Source organism: Streptococcus infantis (assembly GCF_015546995.1).
GTDB classification, from domain to species: Bacteria; Bacillota; Bacilli; order Lactobacillales; family Streptococcaceae; genus Streptococcus; species Streptococcus infantis_J.
In genome coordinates this window covers 1-20,657 of the sequence record NZ_JADMUH010000005.1, presented here as the reverse complement: position 1 = coordinate 20,657, position 20,657 = coordinate 1, and the positions used below count along the sequence as shown (strand labels likewise).

At 37.2% G+C, this 20,657-nt stretch carries 16 protein-coding genes; 15 read left to right on the top strand and 1 reads right to left on the bottom strand.

Annotated features, from left to right (window positions below; genetic code table 11):
• Nucleotides 1–138: 138 nt before the first annotated feature.
• Nucleotides 139–4,341, bottom strand: coding sequence for a glycoside hydrolase family 66 protein (locus I1J71_RS02800; protein WP_195183631.1), 4,203 nt, complete (start codon nt 4,339–4,341; stop codon nt 139–141).
• Nucleotides 4,342–4,590: 249 nt separating this feature from the next.
• Between I1J71_RS02800 and I1J71_RS02795 the strand changes: the two genes are divergently transcribed.
• From I1J71_RS02795 to I1J71_RS02720, 15 genes are all read left to right on the top strand, one after another.
• Entirely contained in the window at nt 4,591–7,428 is a 2,838-nt protein-coding gene (locus I1J71_RS02795) for a GbpC/Spa domain-containing protein (protein ID WP_229026618.1), read from the top strand.
• A gap of 150 nt (nt 7,429–7,578) precedes the next feature.
• A complete protein-coding gene (locus I1J71_RS02785; protein ID WP_195183630.1) occupies nt 7,579–8,286 on the top strand; it encodes a glucosamine-6-phosphate deaminase in 708 nt (235 codons plus the stop codon).
• 105 nt (nt 8,287–8,391) lie between these two features.
• Nucleotides 8,392–9,021, top strand: a complete 630-nt coding sequence (locus I1J71_RS02780) for a class I SAM-dependent methyltransferase (RefSeq protein ID WP_195183629.1) — start codon at nt 8,392–8,394, stop codon at nt 9,019–9,021.
• A 32-nt stretch (nt 9,022–9,053) separates the two neighbouring features.
• A complete protein-coding gene (locus I1J71_RS02775; RefSeq protein ID WP_195183628.1) occupies nt 9,054–9,377 on the top strand; it encodes a hypothetical protein in 324 nt (107 codons plus the stop codon).
• Between the two features lie 110 nt (nt 9,378–9,487).
• Nucleotides 9,488–9,664 carry a 30S ribosomal protein S21 gene (gene rpsU / locus I1J71_RS02770; RefSeq protein WP_000048054.1) on the top strand — a complete coding sequence of 59 codons (177 nt, stop codon included), beginning with the start codon at nt 9,488–9,490 and terminating at the stop codon, nt 9,662–9,664.
• Between the two features lie 244 nt (nt 9,665–9,908).
• Nucleotides 9,909–11,696 (top strand): LPXTG cell wall anchor domain-containing protein, encoded by a 1,788-nt coding sequence (locus I1J71_RS02765; protein ID WP_195183627.1) that lies wholly within the window; start codon nt 9,909–9,911, stop codon nt 11,694–11,696.
• 148 nt (nt 11,697–11,844) lie between these two features.
• Nucleotides 11,845–14,580, top strand: a complete 2,736-nt coding sequence (locus I1J71_RS02760) for an MBL fold metallo-hydrolase (RefSeq protein ID WP_195183626.1) — start codon at nt 11,845–11,847, stop codon at nt 14,578–14,580.
• 200 nt (nt 14,581–14,780) lie between these two features.
• The gene (gene hprK, locus I1J71_RS02755) at nt 14,781–15,716 is read left to right on the top strand and encodes an HPr(Ser) kinase/phosphatase (RefSeq protein WP_195183625.1); all 936 of its coding nucleotides are present in this window, start codon (nt 14,781–14,783) and stop codon (nt 15,714–15,716) included.
• Nucleotides 15,709–16,497, top strand: a complete 789-nt coding sequence (gene lgt, locus I1J71_RS02750; protein ID WP_195183624.1) for a prolipoprotein diacylglyceryl transferase — start codon at nt 15,709–15,711, stop codon at nt 16,495–16,497. The genes hprK and lgt overlap by 8 nt, the downstream gene beginning before the upstream one ends.
• Before the next feature lies 1 nt (nt 16,498).
• Nucleotides 16,499–16,882, top strand: coding sequence for a DUF948 domain-containing protein (locus I1J71_RS02745; protein ID WP_024053556.1), 384 nt, complete (start codon nt 16,499–16,501; stop codon nt 16,880–16,882).
• 14 nt (nt 16,883–16,896) lie between these two features.
• Nucleotides 16,897–17,292, top strand: coding sequence for a YtxH domain-containing protein (locus I1J71_RS02740; RefSeq protein ID WP_006151782.1), 396 nt, complete (start codon nt 16,897–16,899; stop codon nt 17,290–17,292).
• An 85-nt stretch (nt 17,293–17,377) separates the two neighbouring features.
• Entirely contained in the window at nt 17,378–18,508 is a 1,131-nt protein-coding gene (gene hemW, locus I1J71_RS02735; protein ID WP_195183623.1) for a radical SAM family heme chaperone HemW, read from the top strand.
• A 4-nt stretch (nt 18,509–18,512) separates the two neighbouring features.
• Nucleotides 18,513–19,250: an acyl-[acyl-carrier-protein] thioesterase gene (locus I1J71_RS02730; RefSeq protein WP_195183622.1), complete on the top strand. Its 738-nt coding sequence runs from the start codon at nt 18,513–18,515 to the stop codon at nt 19,248–19,250.
• A gap of 10 nt (nt 19,251–19,260) precedes the next feature.
• A complete protein-coding gene (locus I1J71_RS02725) occupies nt 19,261–20,034 on the top strand; it encodes a TIGR01457 family HAD-type hydrolase (protein WP_195183621.1) in 774 nt (257 codons plus the stop codon).
• Nucleotides 20,024–20,656, top strand: coding sequence for a TIGR01906 family membrane protein (locus tag I1J71_RS02720; protein WP_195183620.1), 633 nt, complete (start codon nt 20,024–20,026; stop codon nt 20,654–20,656). The genes I1J71_RS02725 and I1J71_RS02720 overlap by 11 nt, the downstream gene beginning before the upstream one ends.
• The last annotated feature ends 1 nt before the right edge of the window (nt 20,657 follow it).

The following is a 20,657-nucleotide window of genomic DNA, read 5'->3' as shown; positions in this document are numbered from 1 at the left end:
ACATCAATATTTTGATGTTGAAATAACAATTTTAGCTTTAAAATGAAGAGGCTTTGCTCGTAAGAGCAAGGCCTCTTTGTTATTTTCTTATAAAAAAACCCGAGGACTTATTCCTTGGGCTTTTAAAATTATAGTAGTTTAATCTTGTTTCTTTTTATAACCGACAAGACCTGCAAATCCAGTGAGAAAAGCAAATCCAAGATATGCTAATTGGGAATTTTGCTCTCCTGTTGTAGGTAGCTGACTACCAGGTTTAATCAAAGTTTTTTCTGATTGTATTGACTCTTTTTGGCGTTCAGAACCTTGAACTTGAGTTTGAGGTTGAACTTGAGTTTGAGGTTGAACTTGAGGCTGAGGATTAGGATTAGGATTAGGATTAGGATTAGGATTAGGTTTAGGATTAGGTTTAGGATTAGGATTAGGTTGAGGTTGAGGATTAGGTTTAGGATTAGGTTTAGGATTAGGCTGAGTTTGAGGCTGAGGCTGAGGTTGAGGTTGAGGCTGAGGCTGAGGTTTAGGCTGAGGTTGAGGTTGAGGTTTAGGCTGAGGTTGAGGTTGAGGTTTAGGCTGAGGTTGAGGTTGAGGTTTAGGCTGAGGTTGAGGTTGAGGTTTAGGCTGAGGTTGAGGTTGAGGTTTAGGCTGAGGTTGAGGTTGAGGTTTAGGCTGAGGTTGAGGTTGAGGTTTAGGATTAGGTTTAGGATTAGGTTTAGGCTGAGGTTGAGGTTGAGGAGTTGGTAATTCTTTGACTTTGTATTCAAAAATCAGATCTGTAGTTCCTACTCCGACTTGGCCTGATTGTTGTGCACTGCTAATACGTTCGTATCTTTGACCATTATAAGAAATTTCGTCCGGTGCAACAGCAATGTAGGCAGAACCGTTATCTGCATTTGAAGCAATAACAATAGCTGGTTGCAATTCAGTTGTGGTGTTTTGAAGGACAAATCGTGCTATTACATTTCCTGAAGCAAGTTTGTAGTCATAAATTACTGTTTTATTTCCCTTAGATACTGTTCCTGAAACATCAGCAGAACCCTCACGATGACTAACTAAATTATAGACTAGACCGTCTTTTGTAATTACTTTTGGTGCATCTGTAGTATAGTTCGTACCAAAGTCTGCGTTTTCAGAAACTGTTTGAGAGTCTTGTAATTCGGTATCACTACCTATAATGAGGAATTGTACCGTCACTGATCCTTGAGAAATTGTATAAGTAATTGATGTATCATTAGTAGCAGAAGTTGCAGTTGGAAGAAGGTATCCCTTTGTTTCATCAAGTGGATCTACAAAGGTTAAGATTTTTCCAGTTGCATCTTTTGGTTCTAACCCTTCAATATATGGTAAAGTTGCAGTTGGCGCTGAAATAGCAGTTGGATTAGAAGAATCATTTAAATATGGAATCTCTTTAATAGCATTTGATGGTTCTTTTCCTGATGCATAACTAATTGTATAAACACCGACTGGTCGGTAGACAACAATATCAGAAATGTCATCAGATTCAGCTAGGATTCCAGTATGACCTCCAGATTTATTAAGATCAGGAGAGATTGTTGCATTTGATTCTTTAGATACGACAACATATCCATTTTTGACTGGATTTTCATAATCTGCGAAAGTAGTACCGTCTTTAGATACCCAATCTTCAAGTGTTGTTTCTCCAGTTACCAAATTGATAGTTCCTTTTCGGCTAAAGCTTAAACTATCTGTTTTTGAAACAATGTCAGTTTCTTGACGATTGTTACCATTCTTATCTTCAGTAACATAGGTGATAGTACGAGTTACTTTTTCTGATAAGTGATTGAGATCACTAATAGATTTTCCATTTGGAGCTTTAGGAGTTGGATAGAGGCTACCATCGGTATCTCCTGGAACAACTTGGCCAACTTGAATTGGTTGTGTTTCAGAAAAATCTACAATTTTTGGTGTAAAGCGAACAATGAATTCCTGTACGCCATCACCATTAATGTTTGAAGCATCCCGGTCAAATTTTGCTGGTCCATTTTTATCGAATTCGTTCTCAACTAGTTTATAACCTTGTTTTAGGTATTTAGCAATCGTATCTTTTGTTGAGTAGTCAATCTTTTCACCGGTATGGCCAACAAAGTCGCTTGAACGTTCAAGTTCCTTGCCATTTTCATCTTGATAAATAACACGGGCAACTTCATTAAGTTTGACATAGAGCATATCCCATACATCCAGGCTAGGAACATCAATTGCAGCCATCCATTGACCAGCCCCGCTATCATAATATACATTAGCAGTAGTTTCGCGAAGTTTAATATTATACTTTCCATCTACTGCATCTGGGGTAGCCCAGTAGATATTCGCATGTTCGGCCTGATCTTTTGAAATTTTACCAAGTGGTACAAAAGCTTGGATGTTAGTCAGTTTCGTAGTGGAATTAACAGCACTATTCCATTTGTTTTCAGTAATTCCAACAAGATTAATTAAATGAGCAATTCGGTCACCAGTTTTAGTTTCTTTTGTGATGGTATAAACGGTACCTGGTTGAACACCGTCTGAATTATCAAGATTAGAACCGATAAAGTTACCATTTACAAGAACATTTGTATTGTCTCCAATACGGCGAGTATCATGTGCTAAAGTTTCGCGTCCACGAAGTAGTTCTTGGTAGGCAACGATAAATTCTTGGTAGTTGAATTCTGCATTAGCAAAATCAGCATTGACTGGTAAGTTTTGATTGAGGTACCATTCAGCCTGAATAACACCAAAACCTTTTTCATCTTGAGATGTATTGAGAGCAGCAGTGGTCATATGATAACCTCCACTTGCTGCAATAATTGCATCTGTTAGTAATTCATTGTCTTTGCTGAGTTTTGCTGCATTTTGTTCACGGTGTGTATAAGCAGCGATAATTGGAGATTTTCCGTTGTATAAATCTCGCATACGCTCAGTCAAGCGTGTTAAGGCTTGGTAGGTAGAATCATAGGCGATGCTATCTCCCCAAACTTCCGCGTAAGGTGCAGAGACATTGGTTTTTCCTAATCGATCAGCATCTCCAGTAGAGATATCGTTGATCATGAAGTCATAGCCTTCTTTTTTGAGGGCCTCTGTTGCAGCTGCGGCTAGTTTTGGATAGTTTTCACTTAAAGAGAAAGCTTTTCCAGGTTCGTTAACTTTTTCAACCAAGTTAGTCCCCATAGTGTCTCCTTGCCAACCATCGAAGCCGCCTTCTTTCATGGCTTTTAACATCACATTGATGATAAAGTTTTGCCAGTTTGGATCTCCTGGATCTAGAAATTGTTGGATGTCTGTTGCTGTAATATCACCAGTCTTTCCAAAGTTGAAGTGATCTTGCAAGTTGCGTACGATCGCACTTTTTACTTGGTCTGGGATTTTTTCATCAAGAGACACAGCGTAAATCATGTTATAAAGCATAGCTTTAGCACCAGTAGAATGAACATGTGAAACCAACTCTTTTACAGCTTCTGTGTCAATAACTGGTAAGTATGTTTTACGTTTTTCGGGATCTGTTTCATCTTTCGGGATTAAGAATGTAGCCCAATCTTGAGTGAATCGTTCAACATTTGCTGGGAATGGGTTAGCAGGTGTATTATAAACGTCGTAGAAGAAGTAGTTATTGATGTGCATATTGGCCAATTGGTCAATACTATTTTTATATCCTTCCACTTGCTCTTTAGTGATCGAATTGTGATTGTCTTTTGAACCTGCTACAACACCATAACGTGGATATACAGTCCAATCATCTTCGACTGATAGCCCAGCTACTTTGTGAAATTCTTGTTTTCCATCAGCATTCTTTCCAATAATGTCAATGAGATAACCAGAATTTGGAGAGAAAACAGAGTTTGGAATGACAAGTGAATTTCCTGGAGCATTTTTCAACTCATAAATAACTTTGTCTAAATGAGACACTGTCAAATCAGACGAAGTTACGTCAGGATTATTGATTGAGATGCTAACATCCTCGCCACTTTTATATGTGGCTTTGTTAAATGTTACATCGTTTTGGATTTTTGGTGTGTTATAAGTGCTTGTTGCCACTGAAGTACTACGAGTTGTTGGTTCAGTTGCACTTGCAGTTTGAGGCAAAGATGATGTCTCTTCACTTGAAGAAGTCTTTGGGGTTTCCTCACTAGTTGTTGTAGTAGGTTGCTCACTAGTGGTCTCAGTACTAGTGGCTGGTTGACTTGATGTTGTTACGTTTGTTGTTGAAGTTGTAGTAGAAGCAACTTCATCTGCCATAGCAACAGAACTTAACATTAAAGAACCAAAGACCGTAATCATAGATACAAGTACTTTATTTCGCTTACGGAAATAGCCATGACCTTTTTCTTGAGAAAAGTTATTTGAAGATTTCATTATATCCTCCAATCATAATATTTTGTTAATTGAAATTATACGACACATCATAAGAAAATGTCAACAAAAACGTAGTCTTTTTGAAACTGAAATGAAAAACTTTTGAAAATAAAGTGAAAAAAGATTTAAAAAAATAAATAAAAATGCTTGACTTTTAAAATTGTTTATGATATGATGTCTGGGACTTCGAAGAACAAAAATTCTTTTTGCCTGAGAAGGATAAATAAAAAATTTAAAAAGGAGTTTGTCATGTCATCGTTAAAAAATAATAAAACGATTAAGTATGCCTTGAGAAAAACCTCAGTTGCTTTTGGTTCTGTTGCGGTCGCAACAGTGATTGCTGCTGCAGGTATTGCGACTGTATCTGCCGATGAGACTTCGTCAGCGACTACACCTGTTACTTCAACTACAACAGTAGCTGGAGAAGAAACAAAAGAAGTTGCGGTTCCAGAGAAGTTGGAAGAAGCTAAAACTGCTGCAACGAATGAAGGTCTTGAAGTTAAAGAAACTGAAACTAAAAAGCAAGATTCTGAGGAAGCTGCTGCAAAAGATTACGAAAAACAAGTTACAGATATTAATAAAACTGTAGCTGATTACAAAGCTGAAGCTGCAGCAAATCAAGAAGCTTACAAAAAAGAAAAAGCTGAAGTTGATGCTAAAAATGCTGCTGCACAAGCAAACTATGATAAAGAGCTTGCATCTTACAACGAAAAACTTACTGCTTATAAAAAAGAATTGACTGAAAAAACAGCAGAAAAAACAGCAGTAGAAAAAAGCAATGAAGAAGCACGTGTTGCTTATGAAAAAGCACTTGAAGAATATAACACAGCTCTTGCAGCATATAATGCATCTGTAAAAGCAAATCAAGAAGCTACTGAAAGTAATAAATTAGCTCAAGCAGATTATGAAGCTAAATTAGCCGAATACAAAACTAAAAAAGCTGTTTATGATGAAGCGCAAGCTGCTTACTTGATTGAGCTCGAAATTTACAACAAGAAAAAAGCACAATACGATGATGCTAAAGATGCCTTCAATAAGATGGTTGCAGAGCGTGGTGGAAATCCTGAAAAATACAAACAAGATTTGACATTCCTCTCTGAAGAACTTGCTGATGGTGAAACAACTAAAATCACACACCAAACAACTGGATTAACAACTTACTTGACAAAAGAAGGTCAAGCTCGTATGTACGGTGATGGTAAAGCTACTAAGATGTATGAAACAAAGAATCTTCAAGATTCTGATGTGACAACTACAAACCCATATGCTAACAATGAAATCGAGTGGGGAGTTGTAAAAGTCGGAGACAAATTTGATGTTACATACACAGGACTTACTCAAGCTAAAATTGTAAAAGGTAGCGAAGAAAAACGTATTGCAAAAGTTGTTTATAAATACGAAGTGAAGAGCCTTCCATCATCAGATGGAAAAGGAATCGTTCAAATTTATAACGATCCAGCGGTTACAATGACAATTGGTAGCTCAACTGATACTGAAAACCCAGTTACAGTTGGTGTTGACATTGAGTTTTATGATGAAAATGACCAATTGATTGATTTGTCACAACACAATGCAATCCTTGCCCTTAACTCACTTAACCACTGGAATGGTGCATCTTATGTTGAAAATGACAAACCTCGTCCTCTAGTTGTTGAAGCTAAAGATAGCGAAGGCAATACAGTTCGTGGAACTTGGGATCCATATTCAGATGGAAGTGAACCAAAACTTGATGGTGCAGACGTTGTTGTGAAAAGCGGTAAAGCTGACTTCGGTAGTGCAGAAGTTGATATCAATGCTGATAATCCTTTGAAAATTGTTGCTCAAAAAGCAACATGGGTTGATGATGCCTTCAAAGTAACTGAAGAAACAACAGTTGATGCTACAACAGTGAACGCATCTGGTGGCGGAAATGGTCACTCAGTTGGTACTGAAGATTACACATTTGGTGATAAATCAGACGTTATCGGTTCTTACACTGTAGACGCTACATCAGGTGTTTTGAGATACACACCAAAAATGAAACACCAAGATACTCCTCACGTTGAGTCTGTAAACATTGGTGACAAAGAGTTTATTAAACTTCCAAATTCAAGTGTAGACCAAGATTCATCTACAAAAGAAGTATCTGCTAAAGAACAAAACCAATACATGGCTCAAGGTGCTACATTTAATGCAGACTCTTCAAGTCAAACTAAGGGTTGGGATGATCCTAAGAGCCCTTACCTTTACTATGGTGGTGCTGCTGTTATTTTGAAAGATGGTCATCTTGACTTTACAGCAAAAGGTGCTAACGCAACAGGCGAAGCAACTCTCTATTGGTTCTCTATCAACTCAAACGTTGGCTTCCCTCAAGATCCAGGTGAAGAGCCAGTTAAACCAACAGAACCAACACCTCCAGTTAAACCTGAAAAACCAGAATTGACTGAAGTTCCAACTGTTAAAGAAAAACCAGTTCCACCGACAGAACCAGAATATAAAACTGTACCTGTCTTACCAAGTGAACCGGTTAAACCAGAAGCACCTGAGTTGGTGAAGGATCCTGTTAAGAAAGAAACAGAAAAACCAGTTGTTGAATGGAATAAAAATGTTGTGCTTATCAAGGAAAATGAAAAACCACAACCTAAGCCAGAACCAAAACCAGAGCCTAAGCCAGAACCAAAACCAGAGCCTAAGCCAGAACCAAAACCAGAGCCTAAGCCAGAACCAAAACCAGAGCCTAAGCCAGAACCAAAACCAGAGCCTAAGCCAGAACCAAAACCAGAGCCTAAGCCAGAGCCAAAACCAGAGCCAAAACCAGAGCCAAAACCAGAGCCTAAGCCAGAGCCTAAGCCAGAACCAAAACCAGAGCCTAAGCCAGAACCAAAACCAGAGCCAAAACCAGAGCCTAAGCCAGAACCAAAACCAGAGCCTAAGCCAGAACCAAAACCAGAGCCTAAGCCAGAACCAAAACCAGAGCCAAAACCAGAATCATCTAAGAAATCATTGCCAAATACTGGTTCAGTTGAACAATCATTCATGACTTATTCAGCACTTATTGGTTTAGCTACTGCCGGTTATGCTTTGTCAAGAAAGAAAAAAGAAGACTAATTCATTCTGACAATTTAAAAAGAGAAGACTAGTTTAGTCTTCTTTTTTTACTTAACTTTATCCTATAAAATTTAAAATATTAAACCGTTTACACTTGACAAAAATTGGTCTATACCATATAATGAAATAAAGAAATATGGAGGAACAATTATGAAAGTTATTCAAGTAAAAAATCCTGAAGAAGGTGGAAAAGTAGCTTTTGAAATTTTAAAAGATAAGTTAGCAAACGGTGCTCAAACATTAGGACTTGCGACAGGTAGCAGTCCACTTGAGTTTTATGGAGAAATCGTTAAGAGTGACCTTGATTTTTCAAATCTTACAAGTGTTAACTTGGACGAATATGTAGGTCTTGATGGAGATAACCCACAATCTTATCGTTACTTTATGCAAGAAAATCTATTCAATAAAAAGCCATTCAAAGAAAGCTTTTTACCTCGTGGTGTCAAAGATAATGCAGAGGAAGAAGTAGAACGCTACAACCAAATTCTTGCTGACCATCCAGTTGATTTGCAAATTCTTGGAATTGGTCGAAACGGTCACATTGGCTTTAATGAGCCAGGAACTCCATTTGATAGTCAAACCCACCTTGTAGATCTTGATCAGTCTACAATTGAAGCAAATGCTCGCTTCTTTGATAAGATTGAAGATGTACCAACACAAGCTATCTCAATGGGTATTAAAAATATTCTTGATGCAAAATCTATTCTTCTCTTTGCTTATGGTGAATCTAAGGCAGAAGCTATCGCTGGAACTGTTGAAGGTCCAGTTACTGAAAGTCTTCCAGCAAGTAGTTTGCAAAACCATCCAGATGTAACTATTATTGCGGATGCTGGAGCGCTCAGCCTGCTTGAAAAATAAAAAATACACGAACCACTTGCTCTTTGTAGTGAGTGGTTTTTTACTTCAAATGTTTACTATCCTGCTAAAGTGGTATAATATAGCTATACAGAGGAGGTTCGAACTTTGATTTGTATAATCGGTTTTATTTGTTTTTTACTTTTAATGTTACTGTTTTGTCGTCTCATTCAGCAATCAAAGAACCCTTCAGGTATTCTAGGAAAACGAATGATGAAATTGTGGAATAGAGCCTATTTCCCCATGTTTGTATGGGCAATTCGTCATCTGGATAGGACATTTTACCCTGCAATCTTAGATGTAGGAGTTGGGAACGGCCGTTCAACCATCCTACTGAAAGAAACTTTTCCGCAAAGTACTATAACTGGAATCGATATTTCAGATACCGCAATAGCTCAAGCCAAACAGATAGAGATGACTAATCTAAATTTTGAACGAAGAGACGTTAGGGAGACAGGTTTTTCTGATGAAAGTGTTGATTTAATCACAGCCTTTCAAACTCATTTTCATTGGCAGAATCTAGAGGCTTCTTTTATGGAAATTCGAAGAATACTCAAATCAGACGGGATGCTCTTACTGACTTGTGAATATAACAAGTTATCTTACTTTTTACCAGAGGTTCAAAGTGAAGAAGCATTTAGACGATTCTTGTTATCAGTAGGCTTTGAGCTCGTAACTAGTCAAAGAAAGGGATCGTGGATTCTTTATAAAATTCGTAAAGGATTTGTTAAAAAGTAGCTTTTTTTAAATTTTTTACAGGGGGAATCAGAATGAATACGAAGAATAGGAATTTGATAGAAGATAATAAAAAGGCTGAAAACCAAAGCTTTCTCTATTATTTACACGAGGAAAAAGTATTTGATAGGCAGTCGCTGGCTGGTTTATGTCACTACGTAGAAAAGATCGATTCTATTAGTATAGATCAGCTGAGGGATTTGCATTTTATTGAAAATCAAATTCTTCGTCATCTGGTATATCATTTTGATAGCAATGACTTGAGTAAGATTTCAAATCTTCCTGATGAATATTGGGAATATATTGAATCTTTTGAACAAGCAGTAACAAAGTTGTATGATTTGATAAAGTATAGGTAAGAAAGTAATTAATAAACTGGAAAATAGGAATAAATGTAGGCTTCCCCTTGACATTTATTCATTATGCATGTAAAATAGAATAGATCTTGAACTTGAAGGGAGTGAAAAAAATGTCTAAAACAGTAGTACGTAAGAATGAATCTCTTGACGATGCACTTCGTCGTTTCAAACGTGCGGTTACTAAAGCTGGTACTCTTCAAGAAACACGCAAACGTGAATTCTATGAAAAACCTTCTGTAAAACGTAAACGTAAATCAGAAGCAGCTCGTAAACGTAAAAAATTCTAATTGAAGTGAAAGGCTAGACTTGTCTAGTCTTTTTTGTATTCTTAAGACCCGAATAATTTTACATGTTTCAATGATTATTTAGGAATTGGATAAAAATCAAACTTAGGGATGTAATAACTGAATATTATAACTCTATTTACTTTTATTTGAAATTTAAAATAATCATTCGTTTTAGTTGATTTTAATTGAAAAATAGAGTAGAATTATGCTAATATAGTGTAATTTTACACGGAGGTAAATAGGGATGAAAAACCAGAAAAGGTTTGGTAAATTATTAATCACTTTATTGTCTACAGGTGTGCTTTTGGCCGCTCTTCAAAGTCAAGAAATCATCACTGCTGAAGAAACAACGACAGCTGAGCAAATTTCTACAACAAGTGCTGAAGCAACAACTACTGCTGAAGCTATAACAACTACAGAAACTCCTGCACGTGAAGCAAGAGAAGTAGCTGCAGAAGTGACTGGTACTATTAAAAACCATGATATTAAATATTATGAATACTACACAGATGTAGACCTTTCTTTTTCAATTACAGATGATGATGTGAAAGAAGGCGACTATGTTACAGTTACATTAGAAAACGTCGCTGTCTTAAATCAACTAAATGGCAAGGATGTCACTTACGAAGGTAAGACAATTGGTAAAATTTCAATTGTTTCGTTTGAAAACGTCAATAAAGCACGTCAAGGTTCAAACGATACAGCTCAAATGCGACAAGCTCAATTGGAATCAACACGCGCGACATTAAAAATTACATTTACGAAAGCTATTGAAGCTGAAAAACCAGATGTATTGAAACAAGTCAAGTTCCAAATTAAATCAGATAACGCTTATAATGGAGCCGTAATCGCAAATAAAGACTACACTTTAAACCAAGTGATTAAAGTGGGGTCTTCTTCTGTGACAAGTACAGTAGATATTCCGAAAGTAGAACAATTTGCAACCGATACAAACTCAATTAACATGCCACCTTCTGGAAATACAATTAAGTTCAATGCAGATGGCTCATATGAAACATATACAGAATTCCAAGTTCGTGGAAGTGAAGGTATGAAAGTTGGTTCAACTGTTGAGTTAGAATTCAATGATGCTTCAGGTATCGAGTGGAAAACAAGTGGTGATACTGCACTCAAAGTTGGAGATACTTTTACTTCAAGATTTATCTTGCCTGTATATAGTACATATGAAGTCAATGAATATGGCGCATATGTGTTCCCGACAGGTGTTGAGCCAACATTCAAAGTAACTTCTATCTCTGAAAAGAAAATAACAATGGAAATGATTTCAGGAGATGTTCCAAAAGAATTAGGTGTATTCTTCGGTGTTGGTCAAAACCGTATTAATATCATCGATAAATCTAAGATTGATCTTGAAAAAATGCAATATGATGTTTCGAAAGTAGCTACGGCAACTATTGATGGGAAAGATTCAAAGGGTATCTATATTTACCGTATCATTAATGACTCTGCAGGTGCACAATTAGTTCTTGATACGCTTGTCACAGACTACAAAGATATCGATACAAAAGAAAATCTTAAACCACAGGATAAGGGTTGGAAAGATCCAGCTACTATTGATGGTTATGAGTTTGTAAAAACAGAAAAAGATCGTGAAGGAAATCGTATCCACTGGTATAAAAAAGTTGAACAAACTACGACAACAACAACTAGTACTACAACTACCACGACAACAACAGTAGAGCCAAGGACTACTTCGACAACAACTACAACAACAGAAGAACCAAGGACTACTTCAACAACCACAACGACAGAAGAGCCAACAACAACTACAACAACTACAGAAAAATCAACTACCACTACTACAACAGTTGAGACAACTCCAGGTAAATCAAGTGAAGAAACTCCTTCAGGTAAAACAACTGAAGAAACAAGACCTGAAACTACGTCTACAACATCTGAACCTAAAAAGGAATTGCCAAATACTGGTTCTAAAGAATCATTGTTTGCAACTGGTGTAGCACTCTTGGTAGCTGGTCTTGGAGTCTTGGGCTTAAAGAAACAAGATAACTAAAGTACAGTATCTATGATTTAATAAAACTGTGAAAAACTTATAAGGGATTAGGCAATAGTTTGTTGTCTAGTCCTTTTTTTCTTTTTTTCTTTTCTTATTTTTGGTATAATTAATCATATTAATAGGAAATATTTATGGGGGCTTTACAATGAAAAAAGCGAAAACCGCAGTAGTCTTGGGAGCATTTATAATCCTAGGAATGGGAGCAAAGGTAGAAGCAGATACTGTTCCACAATCTGGTGTGAACAGAATTCACTTTATCAATACAAAGGGAAGTCCAGGAACAGATGCCATATTACTTGAAAGCAATGGACATTACGCACTGATTGACATGGGTGAAGACTATGATTTTCCAGATGGCAGTAATCCACTATACCCATTAAGAGTTGGAACAACGACATCGAATTTCTATGCAATTGAAGATAGACTTTTCCGTCACTTAGATCAATTGGGTGTTAAAAAGTTAGATTTTATACTTGGTACTCATGTTCACAGTGATCATATTGGTGGTGCGGACGAAGTTCTGCAAAGATATAAGGTAGATAAGTTTTATCTAAAACGATATTCAGATGATCGTATCTCGACTCAATGGGGATTGTGGGATAATCTCTTCAATTATAATAATGCAATAAATGCTGCAAAAAAATATGGGGTTAATGTTGTACAGGATATCTCTGAAAAAGATAGTCATTTCAAATTTGGCGACATGGATATCCAACTCTATAATTATAAGAATGAATATGGCCCAGATGGAAAATTAAAGAGAGTATATGATGATAATCCAAATTCCATTGTTTCTGTGATTACAGTCAATGGCAAGAAAATTTATTTAGGTGGGGACCTTGATAATGTTTATGGAGCCGAAGATCGATTAGGACCAAAAATTGGGAAAGTTGATTTGATGAAATGGAACCATCACCTTGACGGAAAAGTTTCAAATAGTATTAATTTCCTTAATAATCTTTCGCCATCTATAGTTGTACAAACAACGGGGTTGGATATTAACGTTCAAGCAACTAGAGATAAATTGAAGCAAATGAATGTTCAACTCGTTCATGCATCAAGCGACCGAAAAGATGCGACAGTATTTGATATCACAAAAGATGGCATTAATAACATTTCTCAAGAATTTCCAGATATTCAAAGTACAAGTGCACGTTGGGTAACTGAAGATGGATTTAAGAAATATTATTTTGGTGATGGACAAATGGCTACTGGCTGGCATACATTTGATGGAAATCGTTATTTCTTCAATGGTAAAGGTCAGTTGCAGCAAAATAAATGGATTCAAGATTTTGATGCGGAGGGAAACCTTAAATCCTTGTATATGGATAAAGAGGGGCGCTTAAGAACATCTGAATGGCTCCTTCTTGATGGTCATTGGTATTATGTTAATACTAAAGGATATCGAATGGAAGCTGAATTGGCTATTATCAATGGAAAAACTTACTATTTTGATGAAAAAGGAGTCATGCAAACCGGAACTAGAACCGTCAATGGCACAGCTTTGTTCTTTGATAATACAGGAGCTCTCTCTAATGAAGGTAAACCATTATCTTGGAACAAAATTGGAAACAAATGGTATTATCTTGATGAAAATAGGAATATGACCATTGGTTTCAAAGAGATTGATGGTAAATTGTACTATTTCAATCAAATCGGTGAAATGGGGACAGGTTGGCAGTACTACCTTCAAAAATGGTATAACTTTAGCGCTTCAGGTGAAATGAGACATGGCTGGATTAAGGATGCCGGTAAATGGTACTATCTAGATCCAAAAACTGGAGAAATGGCCACCGGGGTGAAAAAAATTGATGGTATCCAATATCGCTTCAACGATGGCGGTGTTATGGCGACAGGTTGGGAAATATCAGACGGTAAATGGTACTATTATACAGCTAGCGGTGAACTCAAAAAAGGCTGGCTAAAATATAATAATGAATGGTACTATTTCGAATCAAAAGATGGAGAAATGGTCATAGGCATTAAAGAAATCGATGGCCAAAAATACAGCTTTAAAGATAGTGGTGCCATGGCGACGGGCTGGAAGCAAACAGATGGCAAGTGGTACTATTACGCTGCAAGCGGTGAAATGAAAAAAGGCTGGCTTAAAGATGCCGGTAAATGGTATTACCTAGATCAAAAAGACGGAGTAATGGTTACAGGCGTCAAAGAAATTGATGGTATCCAATATCGCTTTGACGATAGTGGTGCTATGTCGATAGGTTGGAAACAAATAGACAGTAAATGGTACTATTATGCAACTAGTGGCGAAATGAAAAAAGGCTGGCTTAAAGATGCTGGCAAATGGTACTACTTAGATTATAAAGATGGCGCTATGGTTACTGGTAGACGAGAAATCGACGGGGTTAAGTATAGCTTCAATGGTAGTGGTGCTATGGAAACTGGATGGGTTTCTTATGGAACAGACTGGTACAATTATAAAGCCTCTGGCGCTATGGAGACTGGTTGGTTCATGTATGCTGGTGAGTGGTTCTTCTTAGACCATGAAACTGGAAAAATGGTTACAGGAATGCATGAAGTTTCTGGAGATAACTATTACTTTAACAACGCTGGTGAAATGAGAACAGGTTGGATTCAGGAAAAAGGTGAGTGGTATTACTTCAAAGCAAGTGGTGCAATGCTTCGTAATGGAACTACACCTGATGGTTACAAAGTCGATGGTGAAGGTAGATGGCTACCTAATGGGGTAACGACAACAACTACAACGACCACAACGGAAACAACAACTGCTGAGGAAACTACTCAAGAACAGACAACGAAAGAAACAACCATTGAATCGACGACGGTAGAACCTAAAGCTGAAGTTGCAACAACAAGTGAAGATAAATCAATTCCTGCTAGTAGTGATAAAGCCTCTTAATATTTTTTAAGAAAATAAAATATTTCGGGTATACATTTTAAGAAAGAATCAAGCAACATTATGTAGCTTGATTCTTTTTTGTATAGCTTTCATATTACCAATGCTTATTTTCAAATAAATAGCGTAAATACGGTAAAAAATACAAACTTCTTCCTACAATCTGATATAATAGTAAGAGAACTCGATTTAAGGAGAATTATATGTCGGTTTCAGTAAAAGAAGTAATTGAGAAGCTTAGATTAGACATTGTCTATGGGGAGCCTGAATTACTTGAAAAGGAAATTAATACTGCAGATATAACGCGACCTGGTCTTGAAATGACAGGCTATTTTGATTACTATACTCCAGAGCGTATTCAATTGCTGGGGATGAAGGAATGGTCTTACCTAGTCTCTATGCCTTCTCAAAATCGTTACGATGTCTTGAAAAAAATGTTCCTACCAGAAACACCTGCTGTCATCGTTGCCCGTGGTTTGGTGGTTCCAGAGGAAATGTTGAAGGCTGCTAGAGAATGTAAAATCGCTATTTTAACAAGTCGCACAGCTACAAGTCGTCTTTCTGGAGAACTGTCTAGTTATCTGGACTCCCGCTTAGCTGAACGTGCAAGTGTGCATGGTGTTCTAATGGATATCTATGGTATGGGTGTTCTCATTCAAGGTGATAGTGGTATTGGTAAGAGTGAGACTGGTCTTGAGCTTGTAAAACGTGGACATCGTCTAGTCGCAGATGATCGTGTAGATATCTATTCTAAGGACGAGATGACACTTTGGGGAGAACCTGCTGAAATTTTGAAACATTTGTTAGAAATTCGTGGAGTTGGTATCATTGATGTCATGAGTCTTTATGGAGCTAGTGCTGTTAAGGATTCTTCACAGGTTCAGTTGGCTGTCTATCTTGAAAATTACGATACAAATAAGGTCTTTGACCGCTTGGGGAACAATGCTGAAGAGTTGGAAATTTCAGGTGTCTCTATTCCGCGTATTCGAATTCCTGTAAAAACAGGGCGCAATATTTCTGTAGTTATCGAAGCTGCTGCCATGAACTATCGTTCTAAGGAAATGGGCTTTGATGCGACGCGTCTGTTTGAAGAAAGATTGACGAAATTAATTGAAAAGAACGAGGTGCAAAATGATTGATCCAGTTGCTTTTCAAATAGGTCCATTTGCCATTAGATGGTATGCACTTTGTATCGTTTCCGGCCTTATCTTAGCGGTATATTTGGCAAGTAAAGAAGCTCCTAAAAAGAAAATCTTATCAGAAGATATTCTGGATTTTATCTTAGTGGCTTTCCCTTTGTCAATCATCGGCGCGAGACTTTATTATGTTATTTTTAAATTTGACTATTATAGCCAACATTTAGGGGAGGTATTTGCTGTCTGGAATGGTGGTCTTGCGATATACGGCGGTCTAATTACCGGAGCGATTGTACTTTATATTTTCGCAGACCGTAAATTAATCAATACCTGGGATTTCTTAGATATTGCAGCTCCGAGCGTTATGATTGCTCAGAGTCTAGGACGTTGGGGGAACTTCTTTAACCAAGAAGCTTACGGTGCAGTTGTAGAGAGTCTTGACTACTTGCCTAGTTTCATTAAGAATCAGATGTATATTGATGGCTCATATCGACAACCAACCTTCCTGTACGAATCTATCTGGAACCTTATTGGTTTTAGTTTAATTGTTATTTTTAGACGCCGATTAAATGGCATTCGTCGTGGTCATATCACAGCCTTTTACTTAATTTGGTATGGTTTTGGACGTATGATTATTGAGGGTATGCGTACAGATAGTCTCATGTTCTTTGGACTTCGAGTATCTCAGTGGTTGTCTGTTCTATTAATTGGACTTGGTATTTATATTATCGTTTATCAAAATCGGAAAAAAGCACCATTTTATAATGTAAAAAAGGAGAATTAAAATGTTAGAAGTTGCTTATATTATTGTGGCTATTGCCTTGATTGTATTTATTGTTTATTTGATTATTACCCTTCAAAAAGTTGGACGTGTAATTGATGAAACAGAAAATACCGTTAAAACGCTAACTTCAGATGTAAATGTTACTCTACATCACACAAACGAACTTCTTGCCAAGGTCAATGTTCTTGCTGATGATATCAATATCAAAGTTGCAACCATTGATCCACTCTTTACAGCAGTTGCAGACCTTTCTGTTTCTGTCTCTGACTTAAATGAGCAGGCTCGTGTCTTGAGTAAAAAAGCATCATCTGCAGGTTCAAAAACATTAAAGACTAGTGCAGGCTTATCTGCCGTTCGTATTGCAAGTAAATTTTTTAAAAAATAAAAAGGAGATAACTCATGGGTAAATTATCATCAATCCTTTTAGGAACTGTTTCAGGTGTGGCTGTTGCCTTGTTTCTAACAAGTGAAAAAGGAAAACGCGTTACTAGTCAGGCACAAGACTTTATTGAAGATCTGAGAGAAGATCCAGAATATGCTAAGGAACAAGCAATCGAAAAATTGACAGAAGTCAAAGAACAAACCAGAGATTTTGTTCTAAAGACAAAAGAACAAGTAGAATCAGGCGAAATTACTTTGGATTCAGTTCTTGAAAAATCTAAATCTTTAGCTCAACAAGCAACTGAAGCTTCAAAAGAGACCTTGAACAATCTCAAGGAACAATTGGAAGAAAAAGTAGTAGTTGAAGACCCAGAAGACGGTCAAGAAATCATCATCGAAATCGAAGAAGATTAAAATAGAAATCACCATTTTTGATTCCCTTAGAGTCGGAGATGGTGATTTTTTTCTTGAGTGAAGTCTTTGTGGTATAATAAATACTATGCAGAAGAAACCAACATCAGCTTATGTGCACATTCCATTTTGTACACAAATCTGTTATTATTGTGACTTTTCTAAGGTCTTTATTAAAAATCAACCAGTAGACAGTTATCTAGAACATCTACTGCAAGAATTTCATTCTTATGACATTCAGAAGTTGCGTACTCTCTATATTGGGGGAGGAACACCGACAGCCTTGTCTGCGCCACAGTTAGAGGTGCTTCTGGATGGATTGACTAAAAGCTTAGATTTGTCAGTCTTAGAAGAATTAACCATTGAGGCTAATCCTGGTGATTTGGATGAGGACAAGATTGCAGTTTTGAAAAATTCAGCGGTCAACCGTGTTTCGTTGGGTGTCCAAACCTTTGATGACAAAATGCTGAAAAAAATTGGTCGTAGTCATTTGGAGAAAGATATCTATGAAAATATTGATCGTCTCAAGTTAGCAGGGTTTGATAATATTTCCATTGACTTGATCTACGCTCTTCCTGGTCAGACTATGGACCAGGTCAAGGACAATGTTGCCAAGGCCATCGCTTTGGACATTCCCCACATGAGTCTTTATAGCTTGATTTTGGAAAACCATACGGTCTTTATGAATCGTATGCGTCGTGGGAAGTTACCACTTCCTAAAGAAGAAGTAGAAGCTGAAATGTTCGAATATATCATTGCTGAATTAGAGAGAGCTGGTTTTGAGCATTATGAAATTTCAAATTTTTCAAAACCAGGTTTTGAAAGTCGTCATAACCTCATGTATTGGGATAATGCTGAGTATTATGGTATTGGTGCTGGTGCTTCTGGTTACGTCAATGGTGTTCGCTATAAAAATCATGGTCCTATCCGCCATTATTTGAAGGCAGTAGAAGAGGGAAATGCTCGCATCCATGAAGAACATCTGAGTCTAAGGGAACAAATGGAAGAAGAGATGTTTCTTGGACTTCGCAAGAAGACAGGAGTTTCAAAAGCAAGATTCGAAGAAAAATTTAGCACATCTTTTGAAAATTTATATGGTCAAGTTGTAAGAGATTTGTGTCATCAAGGTCTTTTACAAGTAGAAGGTCAACAAATACGAATGACTAAAAAAGGTCTCTTTTTAGGAGATACAGTAGCAGAACGGTTTATATTGGAGTAGAATTATGGGCTTAACTTATCAAATGAAGATGAAAATTCCTTTTGATATGGCTGATATGAATGGCCATATCAAGTTGCCAGATGTTATTTTGTTGTCCCTGCAAGTATCAGGAATGCAATCAATTAATCTAGGAGTGAGTGACAAGGATGTTTTAGAGCAGTATAATCTGGTCTGGATCATCACAGACTATGACATCGATGTGGTTCGTTTGCCTCGTTTTGCTGAGGAAATCACAATTGAAACGGAAGCCTTGACTTACAATCGTCTATTTTGCTACCGCCGATTTACTATTTATGATGAAGATGGTCAAGAAATCATTCGCATGTTAGCTACCTTTGTCCTTATGGATCGTGATAGTCGTAAGGTCCACCCTGTAGAACCAGAAATTGTCGCCCCTTATCAATCTGAGTTTTCTAAGAAACTCCTTCGCGGGCCAAAATACTTGGAGCTGGAAGAAGCGATTAGCAAAGATTATCATGTCCGTTTTTACGACTTGGATATGAATGGCCACGTCAATAACAGCAAATACCTAGACTGGATTTTTGAGGTCATGGGGGCAGATTTCCTAACCAATCATATTCCTAAAAAAATAAACCTCAAGTATGTCAAGGAAGTTCGACCAGGTGGTATGATTACTTCTAGTTACGAATTGAATCAACTAGAAAGCAATCACCAAGTCACAAGTGATGGCGATATCAATGCTCAGGCAAAGATAATTTGGCAAGAAATTAACACAGATTAGAAAGTAATATATGACTTATAAAGGCTATTTAATTGATTTAGACGGTACAATTTATAAAGGAAAAGATAGAATTCCAGCGGGAGAAGCTTTTGTTCACGAGTTACAAAAGAGAGAGATTCCCTATCTTTTTGTAACAAACAACACTACTCGTACACCTGAAAGTGTCCAAGAGATGTTGGCAAATCAATTTAACATCGACACACCTGTATCGACAATCTATACTGCAACCTTAGCGACTATTGATTACATGAATGATTTAGGTCTTGAAAAGACTGTTTATGTAATTGGAGAAGCAGGGCTCAAGGAAGCCATTCAAGCAGCTGGTTATGTTGAAAATAAAGAAAATCCAGCCTATGTGGTTGTAGGTTTGGACTGGCAAGTTGACTATGAAAAATTTGCTACTGCAACCCTAGCTATCCATAAAGGTGCTCATTTTATCGGCACCAATCCAGATTTAAATATTCCAACAGAACGTGGACTTTTACCTGGTGCTGGTTCACTGATTACTCTTCTTGAAGCAGCAACTCGTGTAAAACCAGTTTATATTGGAAAACCAAATGCGATTATTATGGATAAGGCTGTTGAACACCTAGGACTTGAACGTCAAGAAATTGTCATGGTGGGAGATAATTACCTGACTGATATTCGCGCTGGTATTGACAATGGGATCCCTAGCCTTTTGGTGACGACAGGATTTACAAAACCTGAAGAAGTAGCGGATTTACAAATCGCCCCAACCCATGTCCTCTCAAGTCTAGCGGAGTGGAATTTCGATGAAAACTAAATTTACTTTTGTAGGAAGCCTTCTCTTTCTCCTCTCGCTTGCGATTTTATTGACCATCTACCTGTCTTGGTTGGTTTACCCTCTGGAGATTTCTTGGTTAAATCTGACAAGTCGTGTTCATGTCCAACCTCAGACCATCCAACATAACTTTAATGTTTTGATGAATTATTTGACCAATCCATTGAGTCAAGTATTAGCAATGCCAGATTTTCCTTCGTCTGCCTCTGGAATTCACCACTTTGTGGTTGTAAAGGGACTCTTTCACCTAGCGCAAGGAGTAGCAATTGTAACTCTACCGATTTTCTACCTTTTTTGGAAGCAAGTCATTCAGAAAGGTTTTCTGTCTCTATATCGCAGAGGTCTCTTGATTATGATGTCTTTACCTTTGGTTCTTGGTTTAGTTGGTGTCTTCATTGGTTTTGAACAATTCTTTACCTTGTTTCATCAAATTCTATTTGTAGGTGATGATACCTGGCTTTTTGATCCCGCTAAAGATCCGGTCATTCTTATTCTACCAGAGGATTTTTTCCTGCATGCCTTTCTCCTATTTTTCTGCTTGTATGAACTGCTTTTTGGCTTTATTTATCTACTAAGTTGGAAAAAATTACCAAAAATATCATAAA